The sequence below is a fragment of the Enterobacter sp. 120016 genome (assembly GCF_018383635.1).
Taxonomy (GTDB): domain Bacteria; phylum Pseudomonadota; class Gammaproteobacteria; order Enterobacterales; family Enterobacteriaceae; genus Enterobacter; species Enterobacter asburiae_D.
The window spans coordinates 865116-886868 of record NZ_JAHAWC010000001.1 but is presented as its reverse complement, the minus strand read 5'-3'; the positions used below and the strand labels follow the sequence as shown (position 1 = coordinate 886868).

Genomic DNA, 21753 nt, shown 5'->3' with positions numbered 1-21753 from the left:
AAAAGCAAAACGGCAACATCCGTTGCCGTTTTTGGTGTTTTCTCCCTCTCCCTGTGGGAGAGGGCCGGGGTGAGGGCACCAGACCGCACCGCAACCGCACTAGCTAAACATCACCTGCGCCCAGCGCGCCAGCCCTGCGGTAACGGAGCCAAAGTCATCCCCACCGGCAATCGGAATGCCCGGCAGCTGTTCCGCCAGCGCCTTCTTGATCAGCGGGGAACGGGCGCTACCCCCGGTCAGATAGATAACGTCCGGCTTCTCTTTACCGTTCTCCAGCGCCAGCTGCACCTGCTCCAGAATACGCTGCAGCGGCTGCGCGAGCGCCGTCTCCAGCCCGTCCTGCGAAATCGCGGTGGCCAGATCGTCGCTGATAAACGGCAAGGAGACCGCATGCTCAGTACGATCGGAAAGGGCAATTTTGCTCTCTTCGGCAGTACGCACCACGCGGTAGCTCAGGCGCTGACGCCATACTTTATACAGCAGGGCAACTTTTTCGGCGTCCTGCGCGTCGCGCACCAGATCGTTCAGGAAGCGGCCGTTCGCGGTGCTGTAAAAATCACTCTGCGCAGGCACGTCGTTAATGGCAATCGCGTTCCACCACGGCAGGATCGGCAGGGCGATGCCTTTTTCGGTTTGCCCGCCCATGCCGAGCAGCGGCATCAGGCTCTTGAACGCCAGGGCGATATCGAGATCGTTACCGCCTACGCGGCAGCCGCTGTGCCCGAGCAGGCTGTTTTCGCGGTCGCGACGGTTATGCCACTGCGGTCCCATCAGCAGCAGCGAGCAGTCCGTTGTGCCCCCGCCGATATCCACGACTAACACGCGCTTCTCTTCCGTCAGCGTGGCTTCAAAATCCAGCCCCGCCGCAACCGGCTCGTACTGGAACACCACGTCGCGGAAGCCTGCCCGGTGCGCCGCGCGTTCAAGGATCCCCTGCGCCTGCTGGTTGGCCTCGTCGCCGCCCAGCCCCTGGAAGTTGATCGGGCGGCCAATGACCGCCTGGGTAATCGTATCGGAGACCTGCGTCTGCGCCTGATTGCGTATGTGCAGCATCATCGCGCACACCAGGTCTTCGAACATCGCCACCTGCTGCGGCTTCAGGCCGCTGGCGCCAAGGAAGGATTTTGGCGACTTAACGAAGTAGACCTCTTCCGGGTCTTCAATGTAGTGCCCGAGCGAAGAGAGGCCGAACTGCACGCTGGACGGCGATACGTCGATGTCTTCCTCGCGGTTAAAGCTGACCGCACGGCGCAGCAGCGCCTGGGTCTCCGCCGCCGTGGCCGGAACCTGATGGTGGCGGAACAGCCATTCGCTCACCGCTTCACGCGTCGGCGCGCAGAGCATTGAGGGCAGCAGCGTGCTCTCTTTTTCCATTTTCAGAAGCTGTGGCTGCCCTTTTTGCATAATCGCAACCGAGCAGTTTGCCGTACCGTAGTCGAATCCAATAAACACGATAAATCCCCATGCCAGTGAGAAGGGGCGAGACTTTAACGAAATGTCTTCATGGCGACAACAGGAATATGAAAGCAAGGCAATACAAGGTCTTTCCGTTTATGCTGATAAGAACAAAAAAGGAGCAACGATGTACACCCTGAACTGGCTTCCCCCTTACGACTGGCAGTGGATGTTTGGCTTTCTCGGCGCGCGTGCGGTGACGGGCATTGAAACCGTCACAAACGACTACTACGAGCGCAGTTTTGCCTGCGAAGGGCATCAGGGGATATTTCGCGTCACGCCGGATATCGCCACCCATACGCTGAACGTCACGCTCGGTCCGGGGTTAATCCCGGTGGCGCAGACGTGCCTTGAACGCATCGAACGCCTGTTCGATCTCGCCTGCAACCCGCAGCACGTCGCGGATACGCTGGGCGATCTCGGCGCTGCCCGGCCAGGCTTGCGTTTGCCGGGGGCGATGGATGCGTACGAGCAGGGCGTCCGGGCGATCCTCGGGCAGCTGGTGAGCGTGGCGATGGCGGCGAAACTGACGTCGCGCGTGGTGGCGCTGTGCGGCGAACCGGTGGCGGATTGTCCGGGCTATCTCTGCTTCCCCACCCCGGACGCGCTGGCGGCAGCGGACCCGCTGGCGCTGAAAGCGTTAGGGATGCCGGTAAAGCGGGCGGAATCGTTAATTCATCTGGCACAGTCGGTCATCGACGGGACGTTTCCGCTTTTCCCGCCCGCGAATATTGAGGCGGGGATGAAAGCGCTACAGCAGCGGCCGGGGATAGGGCGCTGGACGGCAAACTACCTGGCCCTGCGCGGCTGGCAGGCGAAAGATGTCTTTCTGCCGGATGATTATCTGATTAAGCAACGCTTTGCCGGGATGACGCCCGCGCAAATTCGTCGTTATGCCGAGCGCTGGCAGCCGTGGCGCTCTTACGCGCTGCTGCACATCTGGTATACCGACGGCTGGACGCCGTCAGTTGATGGCGAAATAGCTGGTATTGAGCAGTAGATCCAGCGGCTGCGGCTCGGCGATGGTATCACCAAAGATAAAATCAATGCCGATGCCGGAGAGCGTATCCATCATGATGGGCTGGTTGCAGGGGCCTGCGATGGTTTTCATTCCCAGACGCTGGGCGTGGCCCTGCACAATGGTCACCATCATCTCATCCATCAGGTTGCCATACACGTTGCTTACCACCTCTGCGTCCAGCATCAGATAGTCGGCCATATTGGCGGTCAGATGGGTAAAGACATTCATGTCGCGGCCTACCTGGCTGAAGATCACGCGGCAGCCCGCCTGGCGAAGCTTTTGCAGACTCCGCTGCAGGTTTTTATCCGGGCTGCACACCACGTCGGCAGAGATAACCAGATGCAGGAGGCGGCCCGGCATGGGGCTTTTATCCAGCAGGTCGAGGAGTTCATCAACCAGCGTTACGCTGGCTAAACCGGCCTCAGAAAGCGGCAGAGCCACCCCCATGCCTTTACTGGCGACCTGTGCGGCAGAGGCGCGGAAAAACTCATTAAAAATACGTCTGTCGAGGGCGTGCAAAAGCTCAGGCTCCGCCAGGCCCGAGCGGAACGCATGCTCCTCCTGGACTTCTCCCTGGCTGGTCCACAGGCGTAACGACAGCAGCCAGAAGTTACTGCTTTCCGGGATGCGCGGAGAGGCGACGCTGCGGGCAATCATCAGCAGATGATTGTCTTTAATCATGTGCCACTGTTCATCAAGCGACATCATGCTGCGCGTGTTGTGATCCCGCTCCTGCTGGGGTTCGTAAACCGTCACCATGCCGCGCCCGCTGTTTTTTGAGGCATAACAGGCAATATCCGCCTGGGACATCACTTCCGATGCCTGATGGTTATTTTCATCAATCAGCGTGATACCTGCGCTGGCGCCGATCCGGTGCAGGCGGCCTTCCCACATAAAGTGATAGTCATTGATCGTGTGGATCAGGCGCCCGGCGATATAGCGCGCGCTTTCAATATTGCAGTCCGGTAACAGTAACCCGAACTCATCCCCGCCCAGACGCGCCAGCACGTCGCTGGAGCGGAGCATGGTCAACATCAGGGAAGAGAGTTCCCGCAGCAGGGCATCGCCCGCCGCGTGGCCTGCAGAATCGTTGACGGCCTTGAAGCGATCGAGATCGATAAAGACCAGAGCGTGACGCTGGCGCGTTTCGCGAACGGTCTGCAGGAGTCGTTTGAGATGATTTTCGAAGCTCACCCGGTTTGCCAGGTGGGTCAGGGCATCGTGGGAGGCGCTATAGCTCAGCTGTCGCAGCATTTTGCGCGACTCGGTCACGTCCTGAATCACGATAACCGAGCCAATATTCTGCCCATCCAGCGTGCTGAGCGGCGTAATGCTGTAGTGAATATCAAAATTCCCGCCGGTCCGGCAGTTCAGCACCACGTCCTGATCGATATCGGAACGGGACATATCGCCGCTGTGAATATTCTCCATCAGCGGCCCTTTTTCACCAAAGGTGATGTGCAACACCTTCAGGATCGGCTGGCCGATAGCCTCGGTCTGCAGCCAGCCGCTCATTTTCTCGGCCACCGGGTTCATAAAGGTGACGTTCATGTTGATATCGGTACACAGCACCGCTTCACCGATGGAATCGAGGGTGATGTGCAGACGCTCTTTTTCCTGGAAGAGGGCCTCGTTGAGCTGCTTAACCTCGGTCATGTCCATGTTGATCCCGAGCAGCCGTTCGACTTCACCCTGCTTATTGAGCACCCGGTTCGCCAGGGAGCGAATGTGGCGCACGCCTTCCTTCACGCGGATGCGGAATTCCAGCTTAAACGGCAGACGGGAAATCAGCGAGTCCCGCAGCACCTTCTCGGCGTGGGCACGATCTTCCGGCAGCATCGTGTCATGCCAGAGCTGCCAGGTGGGCTTGATGTGCGGCGGAATTTCATACAGCTCAAACATCCGCTTGTCCCAGCTGATAATGTCTGGCTCCAGATCCCACTCCCAGATGCCGATGCCGCCCGCTTCGTTAGCAAGCGTAATGCGCTCCATCAGGCGCTTATTGACCCACTCGGTCTGCTTCAGGTCGTTAATGTCTTCAATCTGGGCGATAAAATAGAGCGGCGAGCCGTCGGCATGACGCACGACGGAGACGGCAAGCAGCGCCCAGACCACTTCTCCGTCGCGGGTGTAGTAGCGTTTCTCGAGGGTGTAGGTATTGATGTCGCCGTTTACCAGCTGTTCGAGCTGTTCCAGGTCGGTGTGCAGATCTTCCGGCCAGGTGAGTTGCTGGAAGGTCAGCGACTGGAGCTCGGTCTGGCTGTAACCCAGAAAATTGCACAGCGCCTTGTTAGCCTGAAGCCATTTGCCCTCAATGCTGACCAGCGCCATACCGATAGCGGAATACTCCATCGCATTACGGAAGCGCTCCTCGCTTTCGGTGATGTGCTTGCGCTCGGCGCGGAAGGCGTACATCACCATGGTCATCACGTTGGCAGGCAGGAGCAGCATCAGGAACGGCAGCCAGGGGGCGTTCAGCATCGGCCCGACGTGCTGGGTTGTCAGCGCCACCGGGTTTTGGGCAATCATCAGCGACACAACCATCACGGTGACCAGAAACACCAGGAACGCTTCCATTCGCGGCAGGCGCACGGCGCTCCACATAAGCAAAACGATAACGCAGGTGAAAGGCCACGGCAGCCAGGTGATAGCCGCCCAGCTGAGGGCCAGCGTCACGGCCAGCGTGGTCAGCGTTTCCAGCAGCAGTCTCGGGTCACGGTGGCGCAGCAGATAGTGCGGTTTAAACAACAGTCCCAACGGTACTACCGCCAGCGCGCCAATGGCTTCTGACAACACCCAGACGAAGAAATTACGCAGGGGTTCAGGGCCGGGAGCCAGCAGAGACACCAGGACGCCGCCCACCAGCGGCGGTATCACGGCGCTGCCGATGGCCACGCGGACCCAGTCATTCAGATTCTGCAGCGGGTTGTACCACGGGAGCAATTTGCGCAGCAATAGCGCGCCGGTAAAGGCCTCAACCACGTTAATTGAGGTGTAGGTGAGGCTTATCGAACCCCACGAAAACAGCATCCAGGTGGCCAGAATATTGCCGAACGAACAGGCCAGGGCAATTCCGGGCCACATTTTTCCTGCATGACGGTAAAACGCCACCATCATAATCGCGGTGGGGAACCAGAGCGGGGCAAGCAGGGTGCCGAACCGGGTGAGCTCCAGCGAAAATAAGGTAAAGATAAAGGTGACCAGGCCCAGACAGACAAGTCGTATTAAAGGATGTGGGGTGGTAACCAAAACCCGCTGGTATTGTTTATTCATTACCGCTTTATCCAGAGACGCCATGCCGTCAGGGAAGATGTCCGAACGCGTGAATTTGATAATTTGGTTTATGCTAGTACAAACAATTTACAATTCATATGGTGACCGCTCAGAATTTGACACCACAGACTTATTAAATAGAGACTCCGTGAGAAAAAAACGGTTAAACGCTGAAAAAACGTTCATTTAAATTTCACTCAGGGAATAAATCGCCACTTTTCGGCCAGTCTCGCAGAACCTGTGCATTCGACTGGTATCACGCCCGCGAAATCCCTATAATTGCCGCGTTTGACGCTCCGGCGTCGTCCTTCCTTAACATCCAGGTTAATCAGGTCGCTAAATTTATGACTGATAAGTCTCATCAGTGCGTCATTATAGGCATCGCCGGCGCATCGGCTTCAGGTAAAAGTCTAATTGCCAGTACGCTTTATCGCGAACTGCGTGAACAAGTAGGTGATGAGCATATCGGCGTCATTCCCGAAGACAGCTATTACAAAGATCAATCCCATCTGTCGATGGAAGAGCGCGTCAAAACCAACTATGACCACCCCAATGCGATGGATCACAGCTTGCTGTTCCAGCATTTAGAAGCGCTTAAGAGCGGCCAGGCGATTGAGCTGCCCGTTTACAGTTACGTAGAACACACCCGCACCCAGGAAACCATCCGCATCGAGCCGAAAAAGGTCATTATCCTTGAAGGCATCCTGCTGCTGACCGACGCCCGCCTGCGTGAATCCATGAACTTCTCGATTTTCGTTGATACCCCGCTGGATATCTGCCTGATGCGCCGCATCAAGCGCGACGTAAACGAACGTGGCCGTTCGATGGACTCCGTCATGGCGCAATACCAGAAAACGGTCCGCCCGATGTTCCTGCAGTTTATTGAGCCATCCAAACAATACGCCGATATCATCGTGCCGCGCGGGGGTAAAAACCGCATTGCTATTGATATCTTAAAAGCGAAAATCAGCCAGTTTTTTGAATAAGCCGCGCGAATTGTGTACCGTTCAGAGATAACCTGGTTTTACCCTGAGCGCTTACCGCCTCAGGGTATGATGCATGAAAGGAGAAAGTGCCGTGCGTCTTTGCGATCGCGATATAGAAGCCTGGCTGGATGAAGGCCGTTTGTCTATTACCCCACGTCCGCCCGTTGAGCGTATCAATGGCGTGACCGTTGATGTACGGTTAGGGAATAAATTCCGCACCTTTAGCGGCCATACCGCACCGTTCATTGACCTTAGCGGGCCGAAGGATGAAGTCAGCGCCGCGCTCGATCGCGTGATGAGTGACGAAATCGTTATCGACGAGGGCGAAGCCTTTTATCTGCACCCAGGTGAACTGGCCCTGGCGGTGACGTTTGAATCCGTCACCCTGCCTCCGGACCTGGTCGGCTGGCTTGATGGCCGTTCTTCGCTGGCGCGACTGGGGCTGATGGTTCACGTGACCGCGCACCGTATCGATCCAGGCTGGTCGGGACGTATCGTGCTGGAGTTCTTCAACGCCGGTAAATTGCCGCTGGCGCTGCGCCCGGGGATGATGATCGGCGCGTTAAGCTTTGAACCGCTGTCAGGCCCGGCAGATCGTCCTTATAACCGTCGGCAGGACGCAAAATATCGCGACCAGCAGGGCGCGGTTGCCAGCCGTATTGATAAAGACTGATCGTTAGCCCATTGAGGATGCCATGAGAAGAGTTCTGACAACGCTGATGATTTTGCTGGTGGTGCTGGTGGCCGGCCTTTCGGCGTTGGTTCTGCTGGTTAACCCCAACGATTTCCGCGCTTACATGGTGCGGCAGGTCGAGGCACGCAGTGGTTATCAACTGAAGCTTGACGGGCCGCTGCGCTGGCACGTCTGGCCGCAGCTCAGCATTCTCTCTGGCCGCATGTCGCTCACGGCGCCGGGGGCGTCCCAGCCGCTGGTGTCCGCTGACAACATGCGCCTTGATGTGGCGCTGATCCCGCTCATTTCCCATCAGCTGCAGGTTAAACAGGTGATGCTGAAAGGCGCGGTGATCCAGCTCACCCCGCAATCCGAAGCCGTGCGTGATGCCAATGCGCCGGTTGCGCCGCGCGAAAATACTCTGCCTGATGAACCGTCTGATACCGGCTGGTCCTTTGATATCGGCAAGCTGAAAGTTGCCGATAGCGTGTTGGTTTTCCAGCATGAGCACCAGGAGCAGGTAACCGTTCGCAACATCAACCTGCAGATGGAACAGGACGATCACCACCTGGCGTCGGTGGAGTTTAGCGGGCGCATCAATCGCGATCAGCGCGATTTGACCCTGTCGCTGAATGCCAGCGTCAACGCCTCAGACTATCCGCATCAGCTTACGGCCGACATTCAGCAGCTGGACTGGCAGCTGACGGGGGCCGATCTTCCCACCCAGGGTATCACCGGGCAGGGAACGCTGCAGGCCGTGTGGCGCGAAGAACAGAAGCAGCTGGAGCTGGATAACCTCAACCTGCAGGCAAATGACAGTAGCCTGAAGGGGCAGGCGAGCGTCACGCTGGAAGAGAAGCCGAAGTGGGTGCTGAATCTGCAGTTTGACAAGCTCAACCTGGAAAACCTGCTGCCACCGCTGCCAGCCAGCGCCACCGACAGCGAAGCCACGCAGACCGGGCAAAGCCAGGCACCGGTATCGCGTCCGGTTATCTCGTCGAATCTTGATCAGCCTGACTATAACGCCCTGCGCGGATTCACGGCGGATATTCTGCTGAAGGCCAATAGCCTGCGCTGGCGCGGTATTGATTTTACCGACGTGAGCAGCCAGATGTTTAACCATAACGGTTTGCTGGTGATCTCCGAACTGAGCGGTAAGATGGGCGCAGGGAACCTCTCGCTGCCCGGCACGCTGGATGTCCGTAAAGACGTTGCCAGCGCCGAATTCCAGCCGCGTCTCGACAACGTTGAGATAGGCACCATCCTGAAAGCGTTTAACTACCCGATATCCCTGACGGGGCAGCTGACGCTTGCGGGTGACTTCTCAGGCACGAAAATTGATGCCGATGCTTTCCGCCGCGAATGGCAGGGGCAGGCGCATCTTGATCTGAAAAACTCCCGTATGGAAGGGCTTAACTTCCAGCAGCTGGTGCAGCAGGCGGTTGAGCGCAGCAGCGATGTGAAAGCCCAGGAAAACTACGACAGCGCCACGCGCCTCGACAGCTTCACCGCGGACCTGACGCTGGACAATGGACAACTCTCTCTCGACGGTATGCAGGGCACCTCTTCACTGTTATCAATGACCGGTGACGGTAAGCTGGATCTGGTGAAAGAGACGGCGGACACGCGCTTTAACGTGCGGGTGCTTTCCGGCTGGCAGGGTGAAAGCAAGCTCATCGACTTCCTGAAAGAGACGCCGGTCCCGCTGACCGTATATGGCAAATGGCAGGCTCTGAATTACAGCCTCCAGGTGGATCAGATCCTGCGTAAGCATCTGCAGGATGAAGCGAAACGTCGGCTTAGCGGCTGGGCGGAACGTAATAAGGATTCACAGGACGGCAAGGATGTGAAGAAGCTGCTGGACAAGCTTTGATGCCCGTTGTGCCGGGTGGCGGCTTCGCCTGACCCGGCTGCCAGTGCGGCTGATGCCCTCACCCCAGCCCTCTCCCACGGGAGAGGGAGTAAACCCTTAAACGGCAACCTGGTTGCCGTTTTGTTTTATCTACACCTCAAAATCCAGTTCTTCCTCATCCCGCAGCGGAATAAGCTGAACCTTCTGCACGCGATGGTTTTCAATTTGCAGGGTTTTGAGCAGATAGTCGCCCACCTGAACCTCTTCTCCCGGCTGCGGGATACGCTGCAAATACTCCATCAGCAGGCCGGCAATAGTGTGATATTCCCGTTTTTCATCCAGCGGCAGCGGCACGTATTGCACCAGATCTTCCAGCGGCATATGGCCGTTAGCCGTCCACGAACCGTCTGCGTTTTTCTGAATGTCATGGCGGGCATCAATCTCATCCACCTCGTTAGGCAAATTACCGGCGATGGTTTCCATTACGTCGCTGAGCGTGACCAGCCCTTCCACCGATCCAAACTCATCTACCACAAAGGCAAAGTGCGTGCGCGCGTTACGGAATTGCTCAAGGGCGGAGAGCAGCGGTAGCCCCTCCGGGAAAACCAGCGGCTGGCGGACCAGGACGCGCAGATTGAGCGCCTCGCCGTGCAGCTGCTGCTGGAGCAGGTCAATAACGTGCACCACGCCCAGCAGCTCCTCTTCCTCTTCACCGCCGGTCACCACCACGCGGGTGTGCTGGTTTTTATCCAGCAGGGCGCGAATGTGCTCTTCCGGTGCCGTCAGGTCAATATGTTCAATGTCATGCCGCGAGGTCATGATGCTGCTGACCGTCCGCTGGTTCAGATTGAGCACCCGCTCGATCATCCGTCGTTCCTGCGGGTCAAAGATCAGCCCGTCGCTGTGATCGGCCAGCATGGCGGAGGATTCGGCGTCCAGCTCTGCATCCTCTTTCTTACCGCTTAACAGGCGCATAACCGTGTCGGCCGTGCGCTGACGCAGGGTCTGATTCGCGGACAGAAAGCGGCGGCGGTTAAATATCGCCAGCTGGTTAAGCGCTTCAATCATGACGGAGAATCCGATGGCGGCATACAGGTAGCCTTTCGGAATATGGAAGCCAAAACCGTCGGCCACCAGGCTAAAGCCAATCATCAGCAGGAAGCTCAGACAGAGGATCACGATGGTCGGGTGACTGTTCACAAAGCGGGTCAGCGCCTTGCTGGCCATGACCATCAGCGTGATGGCAACAATCACCGCGGCCATCATCACCGCAAGGTGGTCCACCATCCCGACGGCGGTGATCACCGAGTCCAGGGAGAAGACCGCATCCAGCACCACGATTTGCGCCACTACCGGCCAGAATTTCGCCCCGCGGCGCTGGGTGGGGTTCTCGCTGTCTTTGCCCTCCAGCCGCTCGTTGAGTTCTACCGTGGCTTTGAACAGCAGGAACAACCCGCCGAAGAGCATGATGAGATCGCGGGCGCTAAAACTCAGACCGTGAATGGAGAACAGAGGCTGAGTGAGCGTGACCAGCCAGGAGATAGAGGCCAGCAGCAGTAACCGCATCACCATCGCCAGCAGCAGACCCGTCACGCGCGCGCGGTCGCGCTGGGAAGGGGGCAGTTTTTCAGCGAGGATGGCGATAAAGACCAGATTATCAATCCCGAGCACGAGCTCGATGACGACCAGCGTAACCAGCCCGGCCCAGATTGAGGGATCGGCAATCCATTCCATAGTAATAGCAATACCTTCTGTTATATGACGAATGTCACACTTCGATCATGGATAAAGCTGGGGGAAATTGCAATGCCGGGCTGAGATTTCTCTTAATAGGAGGGATAAAAAAGAGAGCATTCTCAAGAGGGTGTAAATAAGCGAAATACGTATATTTAATTACAAAGAAAGCATTTTAGGATATATCGCAGTTACTGGTTTTTAGTCTCTTTTTGTCAATATAAAGAAATTCCTAAAAGGTCAAAAATTTGCTCTTAATATTAATCTTAAAAACTGATATTAGGACAGTTGTCTCCTTGCCTGCTATTAGGTTAGCTGCAACAATTCTCCCAGCATCAAATGTTAAATCTCGGTGTTGCTATTAATGTTCGGTCTTCAGGGATGGTTATTCATTATCCGTCGGGTTTTTCAAGCGACTGATATATTTCCAGAAGACCTTGCTCAAGAGGGTGTCTATCCATAACACATTGTTTAGTCAGTGGATTGGTAACTGAAAGCCAAGGGCGGTAGCGTGCCTGAAAGCGTGTGAATCAGCCTCGATTATTCTGTCAATAGCCAATGGATGAATAAGCTTTTTTTAGGACTGATGCCAGTTATATTTCTATTTGATTAACTGCATGCTGAAACCCAATACGACCCGAGCTTATTTAAATTGCACAGGATAATTACTCTGCCAAAGTGATAAATAATCAATGATGAAATCCAAAATGAAATTGATGCCATTATTGGTGTCTGTGACCTTGATGAGTGGTTGCACGGTCTTTCCCGGCAGCAATATGTCAACAATGGGTAAGGATGTGATCAAGCAACAGGATGCCGATTTTGATCTCGACAAAATGGTGAATGTTTATCCACTTACGCCTCGTCTGGTCGAACAATTACGTCCACGTCCGAATGTTGCCCAGCCGAATATGTCGTTGGACCAGGAAATTGCCTCCTACCAGTACCGCGTGGGGCCGGGTGACGTGATCAACGTGACCGTCTGGGACCACCCCGAACTGACCACGCCAGCGGGCCAGTACCGCAGCTCAAGCGACACCGGTAACTGGGTGCAGTCAGATGGCACCATGTTCTATCCCTACATTGGTAAAGTCCATGTTGTGGGGAAAACGCTTGCCGAGATCCGTAGTGATATTACCGGCCGCTTAGCGCAGTACATCGCCGATCCGCAGGTGGACGTTAATATCGCCGCATTCCGCTCGCAAAAAGCCTATATCTCCGGCCAGGTGAACAAATCTGGCCAGCAGGCCATCACCAACGTTCCTCTGACCGTACTGGATGCCATTAACGCCGCGGGCGGGTTAACCGACGGCGCCGACTGGCGCAACGTCGTACTGACCCACAACGGGAAGGAGCAGCGCATTTCGCTGCAGGCGCTGATGCAAAACGGCGATCTGACCCAGAACCGTCTGCTCTATCCGGGCGACATTCTCTACGTGCCGCGCAATGACGATCTGAAAGTCTTCGTGATGGGTGAAGTGAAGAAACAGAGCACCCTCAAAATGGACTTCAGCGGTATGACGCTGACCGAAGCGCTGGGCAATGCTGAGGGTATCGATCTGACGACCTCTAACGCGACCGGTATCTTCGTCATTCGTCCGCTGAAAGGTGAGGGCAGTGCGAAAGGCAAGATCGCCAACATCTACCAGCTGGATATGTCCGATGCGACCTCTCTGGTGATGGCAACGGAGTTCCGTCTCCAGCCATACGATGTGGTGTACGTCACCACCGCGCCGGTTGCCCGCTGGAACCGTCTGATCAACCAGTTGCTGCCAACCATCAGTGGCGTTCGCTACATGACGGATACGGCGCGCGACATTCATACCTGGTAATCCGCGATGTTTAACAAAATTCTGGTGGTATGCGTGGGGAACATCTGCCGTTCCCCCACGGCTGAACGGTTGTTGAAACACTACCAGCCCGAACTGACCGTTGATTCGGCAGGGCTGGGTGCACTGGTCGGTAAAGGTGCCGATGAGCGCGCTACGAGCGTGGCGCGGGATCATCACCTCTCTCTCGACGGCCACGTGGCCCGCCAGGTCACTGGCCGCATGTGCCGGGAGTATGACCTGATCCTGACGATGGAAAAACGCCATATTCATGCGCTGTGCGATATCGCTCCGGAGATGCGCGGCAAGGTGATGCTGTTTGGTCACTGGGACAATGAACGTGAAATCCCCGATCCGTATCGCAAAAGCCATGAGGCCTTTGAGGCGGTTTACACCTTACTTGACCAGTCTGCCCAACAGTGGGCGCAGGCACTGAAAGTTCAGCAGGGATAACAATGACAGAAAAAACAAGACCTTCTGCCGCCCCGATTTCGGGCAGTGATGAAATTGATATTGGGCGCCTGGTCGGCACTGTTGTAGAGGCAAAGTGGTGGGTGCTTGGCATTACCGCCGTGTTTGCCGCGGCGGCCGTCGTCTACACGCTGTTCGCCACCCCTATCTACAGCGCCGACGCGCTGGTGCAGATCGAGCAGAATACCGGCAACTCGCTGGTGCAGGACATCGGTTCCGCGCTGGCGAACAAACCGCCGGCATCCGACGCCGAAATTCAGCTCATCCAGTCACGTCTGGTGCTGGGTAAAACGGTTCACGACCTCGGGCTCGATATCTCCGTCACCAAGAATACCTTCCCAGTCTTTGGTGCCGGCTGGGATCGTCTGATGGGGCGAAACAACGACACGGTGAAAGTCACTGACTTCGTGCTGCCGAAAGGGGCTGCCGATCAGACGTTTACCCTGACGGTGCTTGGTCCGAAACAGTACCAGCTAACCAGCGACGCAGGTTTTAGCGCGCGCGGTGAAGTGGGGCAGATGCTGACCAAAGACGGCGTCAGCATGATGGTCAGCGCGATTAACGCCCAGGAGGGCGGTGAGTTTACCGTCACCAAATTCTCCACGCTGGGGATGATCAACAATCTGCAAAACAACCTGACCGTCACCGAAAACGGTAAGGACACCGGCGTGCTGAGCATGACCTTTACCGGTGAAGATAAGGATCAAATCCGCGACATCCTGAACAGCATTACCCGCAACTATCTTGAGCAGAACGTCGAGCGTAAGTCGGCGGAAGCGGCGAAAAGCCTGGCCTTCCTCGCCAAACAGCTCCCGGAAGTGCGCGCCCATCTGGATGATGCCGAGAACAAGCTGAACGCCTATCGTCAGGATAAAGACTCCGTTGACCTGCCGCTGGAGGCGAAATCGGTCCTTGATTCGATGGTCAACATTGATGCGCAGCTCAACGAGCTGACCTTCAAAGAGGCGGAGATTTCCAAGCTTTATACCAAACGTCACCCGGCCTACCGCACGCTGCTGGAGAAACGCCGTACCCTTGAAGAGGAGAAGGCGAAGCTTAATGACCGCGTGACCGCGATGCCGAAAACGCAGCAGGAGATCGTGCGTCTGACCCGCGACGTGGAGTCCGGACAGCAGGTTTACATGCAGCTGCTGAACAAGCAGCAGGAGCTGAAAATCACCGAAGCCAGTACCGTCGGTGACGTGCGCATCGTCGACCCGGCCATTACCCAGCCTGGCGTGCTGAAGCCGAAGAAAGCGCTGATTATTCTCGGCAGCATTATTCTCGGCCTGATGCTCTCCATCGTGGGCGTGCTGCTGCGTTCGCTGTTCAACCGCGGCATCGAAAGCCCGCAGGTGCTGGAAGAGAGCGGTATCAACGTCTATGCCAGCATTCCGCTGTCTGAGTGGCAAAAATCCCGCGACAGCGTCAAAACCATCAAGGGCGTCAAGCGTTACAAGCAGAGCCAGCTTCTGGCGGTGGGTAACCCGACCGACCTCGCTATCGAAGCGATCCGTAGCCTGCGTACCAGTCTTCACTTCGCCATGATGCAGGCCAAAAACAACGTCCTGATGTTAACCGGTGTTAGCCCGTCGATCGGTAAAACCTTCGTCTGCGCCAACCTGGCGGCGGTGGTCAGCCAGACTAACAAGCGCGTGCTGCTGATCGACTGTGATATGCGTAAGGGCTATACCCACGAACTGCTGGGTACCAACAACGTTAACGGTCTGTCGGAAATCCTGCTCGGCAAAGGTGAAATCAGCCAGAGCGCGAAACCTACAACGGTGCCGAAATTTGACCTGATCCCACGCGGTCAGGTACCGCCTAACCCGTCCGAGCTGCTGATGAGCGAACGCTTCACCGAGCTGGTGGAGTGGGCGAGCAAAAACTACGACCTGGTGCTGATCGATACGCCGCCAATTCTGGCCGTGACCGACGCGGCCGTTGTTGGCCGCCATGCGGGCACCACGCTGATGGTAGCGCGTTACGCGGTGAACACCCTGAAAGAGGTGGAAACCAGCCTGAGCCGCTTCGAGCAGAACGGCATTGAGGTGAAAGGGGTGATCCTGAACTCCATCTTCCGCCGCGCGACCGGGTACCAGGATTACGGGTATTACGAGTACGAATATAAATCTGACAGTAAATAAAAATCCCCCTCACCCTAACCCTCTCCTCTGAGGGGAGAGCAGCTTTTCTCCCTCTCCCTCCGGGAGAGGGGCGGGGTGAGGGATAAGGGGAAGACCATGACCACACAACGCCCTTTAGTTTCAATCTATATGCCGACATGGAATCGTCAGCAGCTGGCGATCCGCGCAATCAAATCCGTCCTGCGACAGGACTACGATAACTGGGAGCTGATCATCGTTGATGACTGCTCTTCCTCGTATGAACAGCTGCAAAAGTTTGTGACTGACCTCAACGACCCGCGGGTGGTCTATACGCATAACGCCATTAACTCCGGCGCATGTGCGGTGCGTAATCAGGCGATTATGCAGGCCAAGGGGCAGTATCTGACCGGGATCGACGACGATGACGAATGGACGCCGAACCGCCTGTCTATCTTCCTGTCGCATAAAGAACAGCTGGTTACGCACGCTTTCCTGTATGCCAACGACTATGTCTGCCAGGGCGAGGTTTACTCGCAGCCCGCGAGCCTGCCGCTGTATCCGAAATCACCGTACTCTCGCCGCCTGTTCTACAAGCGCAACATTATTGGTAACCAGGTCTTCACCTGGGCGTGGCGTTTCAAAGAGTGCCTGTTCGATACCGAACTCAAGGCCGCGCAGGATTACGATATCTTCCTGCGCATGGTGGTGGAATACGGCGAGCCGTGGAAGGTGGAAGAGGCCACGCAGATCCTGCACATCAACCACGGGGAGATGCAAATCACCTCCTCGCCGAAGAAGTTCTCCGGCTATTTCCATTTTTACCGCAAGCACAAGGACAAGTTTGACCGTGCCAGCCGTAAATATCAGCTCTTTACCCTCTATCAGATCCGCAATAAGCGCATGAACTGGCGCACGCTGCTGACGCTGCTTTCCGTGCGTAACGGCAAGCGCCTGGCTGACGGGCTTCGGGGGAAATAATGTTTCTGGAAGATTGCCGCGCTAACAGCTGGAGCCTGCGTCCGTGCTGCATGGTTCTGGCGTACCGCATCGCGCACTTTTGCTCGGTGTGGCGTAAGAAAAACGTGCTGAACAATATCTGGGCGGCACCCGTGCTGGTGCTGTACCGCATCATCACCGAATGCTTTTTTGGCTATGAAATCCAGGCCGCTGCCACCATTGGCCGCCGCTTTACCATCCATCACGGCTATGCGGTGGTGATCAACAAGTTCGTGGTCGCCGGGGATGATTTCACCATTCGTCATGCGGTCACCATTGGCAACCGTGGGCCTGACAGCCTGGCCTGCCCGGTCATCGGCAATAACGTCGAGCTGGGGGCGAACGTGGTGATCGTCGGTGACATCACTATTGGGAATAACGTCACGATTGGTGCTGGCAGCGTGGTGCTGGACAGCATTCCGGATAACGCGCTGGTTGTGGGAGAAAAAGCCCGCGTGAAGGTGATTAAATGAACATTCTGCAATTTAACGTACGCCTCGCAGAAGGCGGAGCGGCAGGCGTGGCCCTGGATCTGCACCAGCGCGCGCTGCAAAAAGGACTTCAGTCCCGGTTTATTTACGGCTACGGCAAAGGCGGCAAGAAAAGCGTCAGCCACGATAACTTCCCGCAGGTGCACAAGCACACGCCGCGCCTGACCTCGATTGCCAACATTGCGCTGTTCCGCCTGTTTAACCGCGATCTGTTTGGCAACCTGAACACGCTTTACCGTACGGTTACCCGCTCCGCGGGTCCGGTTGTGCTGCATTTTCACGTGCTGCACAGCTACTGGCTGAATCTGGAAGAGGTGGTGGCGTTTTGTCAGAAGGTGCAGGCCCACAAGCCCGATACCCGCTTTGTCTGGACGCTGCACGACCACTGGAGCGTGACGGGCCGCTGCGCGTTTACCGACGGCTGCGAAGGCTGGAAAGATAACTGCCAGAAGTGCCCGACCTTAAGCAACTACCCGCCGGTGAAGGTGGATCGCGCGCATCAGCTGGTCGCCGGAAAGCGTCAGCTGTTCCGCGAGATGCTCTCGCTAGGCTGTACCTTTATCTCCCCGAGCCAGCACGTGGCCGATGCCTTCAACAGCCTGTACGGGGCAGGGCGCTGTCAGATTATCAACAACGGCATCGACGTGGCGACGGAAGCCATTCTTGCCGAGCTGACCCCGGTGGCGGAAACCGCGGGCAAACCGAAAATCGCTATCGTTGCGCATGACCTGCGTTACGACGGCAAAACCAACCAGCAGCTGGTGCGCGACATGATGGCGCTGGGGGACAAGATAGAGCTTCACACCTTCGGCAAGTTTTCACCGTTTGAAGGGGCCAACGTGGTGAACCACGGGTTTGAGACCGACAAGCGCAAGTTGATGAGCGCGCTGAATGAAATGGACGCGCTGGTGTTCAGCTCCCGCGTGGATAACTATCCGCTGATCCTCTGCGAAGCGCTCTCAATCGGCGTGCCGGTGATTGCCACGCACAGCGATGCGGCGCGTGAAGTGCTGGAAAAGTCCGGCGGGAAAACCTTCTCGGAGCAGGAGGTCCTGCCCCTGGTACAGCTGCCGAAGGCGCAGATTGCTGAGATCGTTTTTGGCACTGACCTGGAATCGTTCCGCAACCGCAGCCGCAAGGCCTACAGTGGACAACAGATGCTGGAGGAGTATGTCTCGTTCTATCAGAATCTGTAGTTATCTGCTGCTGCCGCTGATCTACCTGCTGGTCAACGTCAAAATTGCCCAGCTCGGCGAAAGCTTCCCGATAACCATTGTGACCTTCTTGCCCGTTCTGCTTCTGCTGTATGTCGATAAAATCAACCTGAAGAAGCTGATGATTGCCCTAGGGTTGGGCACGGGCCTGACGCTGTTTAACTACATCTTTGGCCAGTCGCTGGATGCCAGTAAATACGTCACGTCGACCATGCTGTTTGTTTATATTGTTATTATTATCGGAATGGTCTGGAGTATTCGGTTTAAAACTATTTCTCCACACAATTATCGGAAAATCCTTAGGTTCTTTTATATTGCCGTTGCGTTAATTGTTATGCTTGCCGCACTGGAGATGGCGCAAATTATTCTGACCGGTGGCAGCAGCCTGATGGAGATAATTTCGAAATATCTCATTTACAGTAACAGCTATGTATTGAACTTCATCAAGTTTGGCGGAAAGCGTACTACGGCCCTCTATTTTGAACCGGCGTTTTTCGCTCTGGCGTTAATCTCAATTTGGCTCAGCATCAAACAGTTTGGTATCAAAACGCCTAAGACCGATGCTATGATTCTTGCAGGAATTGTTCTGTCTGGATCGTTCTCAGGGGTAATGACATTTATCCTGTTTTACCTGCTGGAGTGGGCGTTCCAGTACCTGAACAAAGATGCGATTAAGAAAAAACTGCCGCTGGCGATTATCTCCCTGACGGTATTTATGGTAGGCGTGATATTTGCTTTCCCGTACATCTCAGAACGTCTGGGTGATTTGGGAACGGAAGGGTCTTCGTCCTATTATCGCATCATTGGGCCACTGGTGATGGTGGGTTATTCCTTAACCCATATTGATGGGGTAGTAAGATTCGGCTCACTTTACGAATATGTTGCATCATTCGGAATCTTTAACGGTGCGGATGTCGGTAAAACCATAGACAATGGTCTGTATCTGTTAATTATTTATTTTTCGTGGTTCGCCGTACTGTTGACCCTGTGGTATCTGTTTAAAGTTTTCAAAATGATGATTAACGCCTTTGGTGATAACCAGAATTTTCGCGTTCAGCTTTATCTGTTTACTCCGGTGTCGCTGTTTTTTACCGGGTCAATATTTAGCCCGGAATATGCTTTCTTGATTGTCTGTCCGTTTATTCTGCGCAAAGCGCTTAATATTACGAACGCATGACGAAATGAGGTGATTTATGTTTCTTAGCGTCATTACTGTCGCTTTTCGTAATTACGAAGGGGTGGTAAAAACCTGGCGCTCGCTGCGTAACCTGGCGCGCGATCCAAGCCTCACCTTTGAGTGGATTGTGGTCGACGGCGGCTCGAACGATGGCACGGCGGAGTTTCTGGAAAAACTCAACGGTGAGTTCAACTTACGCTACATCAGCGAGAAAGATAAAGGCATCTACGATGCGATGAATAAAGGCATCAACATGGCGCAAGGCCGCTATGCCATCTTTCTGAACTCGGGCGACATTTTCCATGATGACGTGGCGCTGTTTGCCCGCCAGCTGGCTCGTCAGAAAGAGGACGCCATGTATATTGGCGATGCGCTGCTCGATTTTGGCGACGGACATAAAGTGTGCCGCAGCGCGAAGCCAGGCTGGTATATCTATCACAGCTTGCCGGCCAGCCATCAGGCCATTTTCTTCCCGGTAAAAGGTCTGAAAAAACAGCCTTACGATTTGCAGTATAAAGTGTCTTCGGATTATGCACTGGCGGCCAGCCTGTATAAGTCAGGTTACCCGTTCCGCCGAATTAAAGGCCTGGTATCTGAATTCTCAATGGGCGGCGTGTCAACGTCGAATAATCTGGAATTGTGCCAGGATGCCAAAAACGTACAGCGCAAAATATTACGCGTGCCGGGGTTCTGGGCGGAATTGTCTTATTTATTGCGCCTGCGTACCACAGGCAAAACGAAAACCTTATATAACAAAGCCTGAATATAAGGAAACGCAATGCAGGATCTGAAAGGTTTCTCCGTGCCGAAAGGCTTTCGGGGCGGGAACGGTATTAAGGTACAGCTGTGGTGGGCCGTTCAGGCAACCTTATTTGCCTGGTCGCCGCAAATACTGTACCGCTGGCGTGCCTTCTTATTGCGCCTGTTTGGCGCAAAAATAGGAAAAAACGTAGTCATCCGACCTTCTGTGAAAATTACCTATCCGTGGAAATTAACGCTTGGGGATTACGCATGGGTTGGGGATGACGCGGTGTTATATACCCTGGGCGAAATTACGATTGGCGCAAATTCGGTGGTTTCACAGAAATGTTATTTGTGCACCGGCAGCCACGATTTTATGAGTCAGCATTTTGATATTACCGCTTCGCCTATTGCGATCGGTGAAAAATGCTGGCTGGCAACGGATGTTTTTGTTGCACCGGGTGTTTCTGTTGGCGATGGCACGGTAGTCGGTGCCCGCAGCAGCGTTTTTAAATCGCTACCGGCAAATAAAGTTTGCCGTGGCAACCCCGCAGTGGTGATACGCGAACGCGTTGAAACTGATTAAATTCATAAGTAGAGGAATATAAACATGTCTAAAGTCGCTCTCATCACCGGCGTTACCGGGCAGGATGGTTCTTACCTGGCAGAATTACTGCTGGAAAAAGGTTATGAAGTGCACGGTATTAAGCGTCGTGCGTCTTCTTTCAACACCGAGCGCGTGGATCATATCTATCAGGATCCTCACGCGGCGAACCCGAAATTCCACCTGCACTACGGCGACCTGACCGATACCTCCAACCTGACCCGTATCCTGCAGGAAGTACAGCCGGATGAAGTGTACAACCTGGGCGCGATGAGCCACGTAGCGGTCTCCTTCGAGTCCCCGGAATACACCGCTGACGTTGATGCCATGGGTACCCTGCGTCTGCTGGAAGCCATTCGTTTCCTCGGCCTTGAGAAGAAAACTCGCTTCTACCAGGCGTCTACCTCCGAGCTGTACGGCCTGGTGCAGGAAATCCCTCAGAAAGAGACCACGCCGTTCTACCCGCGCTCTCCGTATGCGGTCGCCAAACTGTACGCCTACTGGATCACCGTGAACTACCGTGAATCCTACGGCATGTACGCCTGTAACGGCATTCTGTTCAACCACGAATCCCCACGCCGCGGCGAAACCTTCGTGACCCGCAAAATCACCCGCGCGATCGCCAACATCGCACAGGGTCTGGAATCTTGCCTGCACCTCGGCAACATGGATTCCCTGCGTGACTGGGGCCATGCCAAAGACTACGTGAAAATGCAGTGGATGATGCTGCAGCAGGAACAGCCAGAAGACTTCGTGATTGCGACCGGCGTGCAGTACTCCGTACGTCAGTTCGTTGAAATGGCCGCGGCACAGCTGGGCATCAAACTGCGCTTCGAAGGTACCGGCGTGGAAGAGAAAGGTATCGTTGTTTCCGTGACCGGCCACGACGCACCGGGCGTGAAGCCAGGCGACGTGATTGTTCAGGTTGACCCGCGCTACTTCCGTCCTGCTGAAGTGGAAACCCTGCTGGGCGACCCAACCAAAGCGCACGAGAAGCTGGGCTGGAAACCAGAAATCACTCTGCAGGAGATGGTTTCCGAGATGGTAGCCAAAGATCTTGAAGCAGCGAAAAAACACTCTCTGCTTAAGTCTCATGGCTACGAGGTTGCCATCGCGCTGGAGTCCTGA

Annotated in this window: 17 protein-coding genes; 14 read left to right on the top strand and 3 right to left on the bottom strand. The window is 55.5% G+C overall.

What is annotated here, in order from left to right; genetic code table 11:
• Positions 1–99 precede the first annotated feature (99 nt).
• A complete protein-coding gene (gene yegD, locus KIF87_RS04225; RefSeq protein WP_213327988.1) occupies positions 100–1452 on the bottom strand; it encodes a molecular chaperone in 1353 nt (450 codons plus the stop codon).
• Positions 1453–1582: 130 nt separating this feature from the next.
• Between yegD and alkA the strand changes: the two genes are divergently transcribed.
• Positions 1583–2455 carry a DNA-3-methyladenine glycosylase 2 gene (gene alkA, locus KIF87_RS04220; protein ID WP_213327987.1) on the top strand — a complete coding sequence of 291 codons (873 nt, stop codon included), beginning with the start codon at positions 1583–1585 and terminating at the stop codon, positions 2453–2455.
• On the opposite strand, the gene KIF87_RS04215 is transcribed toward alkA, so the two are convergent.
• Complete coding sequence (locus KIF87_RS04215) at positions 2420–5749, bottom strand: diguanylate cyclase (RefSeq protein ID WP_213327986.1); 3330 nt, start codon at positions 5747–5749, stop codon at positions 2420–2422. The genes alkA and KIF87_RS04215 overlap by 36 nt on opposite strands.
• A 344-nt stretch (positions 5750–6093) precedes the next feature.
• Here KIF87_RS04215 and udk point away from each other — a divergent pair, with 344 nt between their 5' ends.
• From udk to asmA, 3 genes are all read left to right on the top strand, one after another.
• Positions 6094–6735, top strand: coding sequence for a uridine kinase (udk, locus tag KIF87_RS04210; RefSeq protein ID WP_008500855.1), 642 nt, complete (start codon positions 6094–6096; stop codon positions 6733–6735).
• Positions 6736–6826: 91 nt separating this feature from the next.
• Complete coding sequence (dcd, locus tag KIF87_RS04205) at positions 6827–7408, top strand: dCTP deaminase (protein WP_023312408.1); 582 nt, start codon at positions 6827–6829, stop codon at positions 7406–7408.
• 22 nt (positions 7409–7430) lie between these two features.
• A complete protein-coding gene (asmA, locus tag KIF87_RS04200) occupies positions 7431–9281 on the top strand; it encodes an outer membrane assembly protein AsmA (RefSeq protein WP_213327985.1) in 1851 nt (616 codons plus the stop codon).
• A 129-nt stretch (positions 9282–9410) separates the two neighbouring features.
• Here asmA and KIF87_RS04195 read toward each other — a convergent pair whose 3' ends face one another.
• Positions 9411–10994 carry a TerC family protein gene (locus tag KIF87_RS04195; protein ID WP_213327984.1) on the bottom strand — a complete coding sequence of 528 codons (1584 nt, stop codon included), beginning with the start codon at positions 10992–10994 and terminating at the stop codon, positions 9411–9413.
• A 692-nt stretch (positions 10995–11686) separates the two neighbouring features.
• Here KIF87_RS04195 and KIF87_RS04190 point away from each other — a divergent pair.
• The 10 genes from KIF87_RS04190 (at position 11687) to gmd (ending at position 21753) form a co-directional block, all read left to right on the top strand.
• On the top strand, positions 11687–12826 hold the full coding sequence (locus tag KIF87_RS04190; RefSeq protein WP_134347914.1) for a polysaccharide export protein: 1140 nt from the start codon (positions 11687–11689) through the stop codon (positions 12824–12826).
• 6 nt (positions 12827–12832) lie between these two features.
• A complete protein-coding gene (gene wzb, locus KIF87_RS04185; protein WP_023312405.1) occupies positions 12833–13276 on the top strand; it encodes a low molecular weight protein-tyrosine-phosphatase Wzb in 444 nt (147 codons plus the stop codon).
• Positions 13277–13278: 2 nt separating this feature from the next.
• Positions 13279–15441, top strand: a complete 2163-nt coding sequence (wzc, locus tag KIF87_RS04180; RefSeq protein ID WP_213327983.1) for a tyrosine-protein kinase Wzc — start codon at positions 13279–13281, stop codon at positions 15439–15441.
• Positions 15442–15537: 96 nt separating this feature from the next.
• Positions 15538–16380, top strand: coding sequence for a colanic acid biosynthesis glycosyltransferase WcaA (gene wcaA / locus KIF87_RS04175; RefSeq protein WP_023312403.1), 843 nt, complete (start codon positions 15538–15540; stop codon positions 16378–16380).
• Positions 16380–16871, top strand: a complete 492-nt coding sequence (gene wcaB / locus KIF87_RS04170) for a colanic acid biosynthesis acetyltransferase WcaB (RefSeq protein ID WP_032642828.1) — start codon at positions 16380–16382, stop codon at positions 16869–16871. The genes wcaA and wcaB overlap by 1 nt, the downstream gene beginning before the upstream one ends.
• A complete protein-coding gene (wcaC, locus tag KIF87_RS04165) occupies positions 16868–18085 on the top strand; it encodes a colanic acid biosynthesis glycosyltransferase WcaC (RefSeq protein ID WP_213327982.1) in 1218 nt (405 codons plus the stop codon). The genes wcaB and wcaC overlap by 4 nt, the downstream gene beginning before the upstream one ends.
• On the top strand, positions 18060–19280 hold the full coding sequence (wcaD, locus tag KIF87_RS04160) for a colanic acid polymerase WcaD (RefSeq protein ID WP_063144527.1): 1221 nt from the start codon (positions 18060–18062) through the stop codon (positions 19278–19280). Before wcaC ends, wcaD begins: the two co-directional genes overlap by 26 nt.
• Positions 19281–19296: 16 nt before the next feature.
• Positions 19297–20043 (top strand): colanic acid biosynthesis glycosyltransferase WcaE, encoded by a 747-nt coding sequence (wcaE, locus tag KIF87_RS04155; protein WP_039263104.1) that lies wholly within the window; start codon positions 19297–19299, stop codon positions 20041–20043.
• A 15-nt stretch (positions 20044–20058) separates the two neighbouring features.
• Entirely contained in the window at positions 20059–20607 is a 549-nt protein-coding gene (gene wcaF, locus KIF87_RS04150) for a colanic acid biosynthesis acetyltransferase WcaF (RefSeq protein ID WP_023336272.1), read from the top strand.
• Between the two features lie 24 nt (positions 20608–20631).
• Positions 20632–21753 carry a GDP-mannose 4,6-dehydratase gene (gmd, locus tag KIF87_RS04145; protein WP_213327981.1) on the top strand — a complete coding sequence of 374 codons (1122 nt, stop codon included), beginning with the start codon at positions 20632–20634 and terminating at the stop codon, positions 21751–21753.

What these genes read in the sequence shown, in the direction of transcription:
- alkA (WP_213327987.1), top strand. Translation starts at nt 1,583, where the DNA reads ATGTACACCCTGAACTGGCTTCCCCCTTACGACTGGCAGTGGATGTTT.
- KIF87_RS04215 (WP_213327986.1), bottom strand. Translation starts at nt 5,749, where the DNA reads ATGAATAAACAATACCAGCGGGTTTTGGTTACCACCCCACATCCTTTA.
- udk (WP_008500855.1), top strand. Translation starts at nt 6,094, where the DNA reads ATGACTGATAAGTCTCATCAGTGCGTCATTATAGGCATCGCCGGCGCA.
- asmA (WP_213327985.1), top strand. Translation starts at nt 7,431, where the DNA reads ATGAGAAGAGTTCTGACAACGCTGATGATTTTGCTGGTGGTGCTGGTG.
- KIF87_RS04195 (WP_213327984.1), bottom strand. Translation starts at nt 10,994, where the DNA reads ATGGAATGGATTGCCGATCCCTCAATCTGGGCCGGGCTGGTTACGCTG.
- KIF87_RS04190 (WP_134347914.1), top strand. Translation starts at nt 11,687, where the DNA reads ATGATGAAATCCAAAATGAAATTGATGCCATTATTGGTGTCTGTGACC.
- wzb (WP_023312405.1), top strand. Translation starts at nt 12,833, where the DNA reads ATGTTTAACAAAATTCTGGTGGTATGCGTGGGGAACATCTGCCGTTCC.
- wzc (WP_213327983.1), top strand. Translation starts at nt 13,279, where the DNA reads ATGACAGAAAAAACAAGACCTTCTGCCGCCCCGATTTCGGGCAGTGAT.
- wcaA (WP_023312403.1), top strand. Translation starts at nt 15,538, where the DNA reads ATGACCACACAACGCCCTTTAGTTTCAATCTATATGCCGACATGGAAT.
- wcaB (WP_032642828.1), top strand. Translation starts at nt 16,380, where the DNA reads ATGTTTCTGGAAGATTGCCGCGCTAACAGCTGGAGCCTGCGTCCGTGC.
- wcaC (WP_213327982.1), top strand. Translation starts at nt 16,868, where the DNA reads ATGAACATTCTGCAATTTAACGTACGCCTCGCAGAAGGCGGAGCGGCA.
- wcaD (WP_063144527.1), top strand. Translation starts at nt 18,060, where the DNA reads ATGTCTCGTTCTATCAGAATCTGTAGTTATCTGCTGCTGCCGCTGATC.
- wcaE (WP_039263104.1), top strand. Translation starts at nt 19,297, where the DNA reads ATGTTTCTTAGCGTCATTACTGTCGCTTTTCGTAATTACGAAGGGGTG.
- wcaF (WP_023336272.1), top strand. Translation starts at nt 20,059, where the DNA reads ATGCAGGATCTGAAAGGTTTCTCCGTGCCGAAAGGCTTTCGGGGCGGG.
- gmd (WP_213327981.1), top strand. Translation starts at nt 20,632, where the DNA reads ATGTCTAAAGTCGCTCTCATCACCGGCGTTACCGGGCAGGATGGTTCT.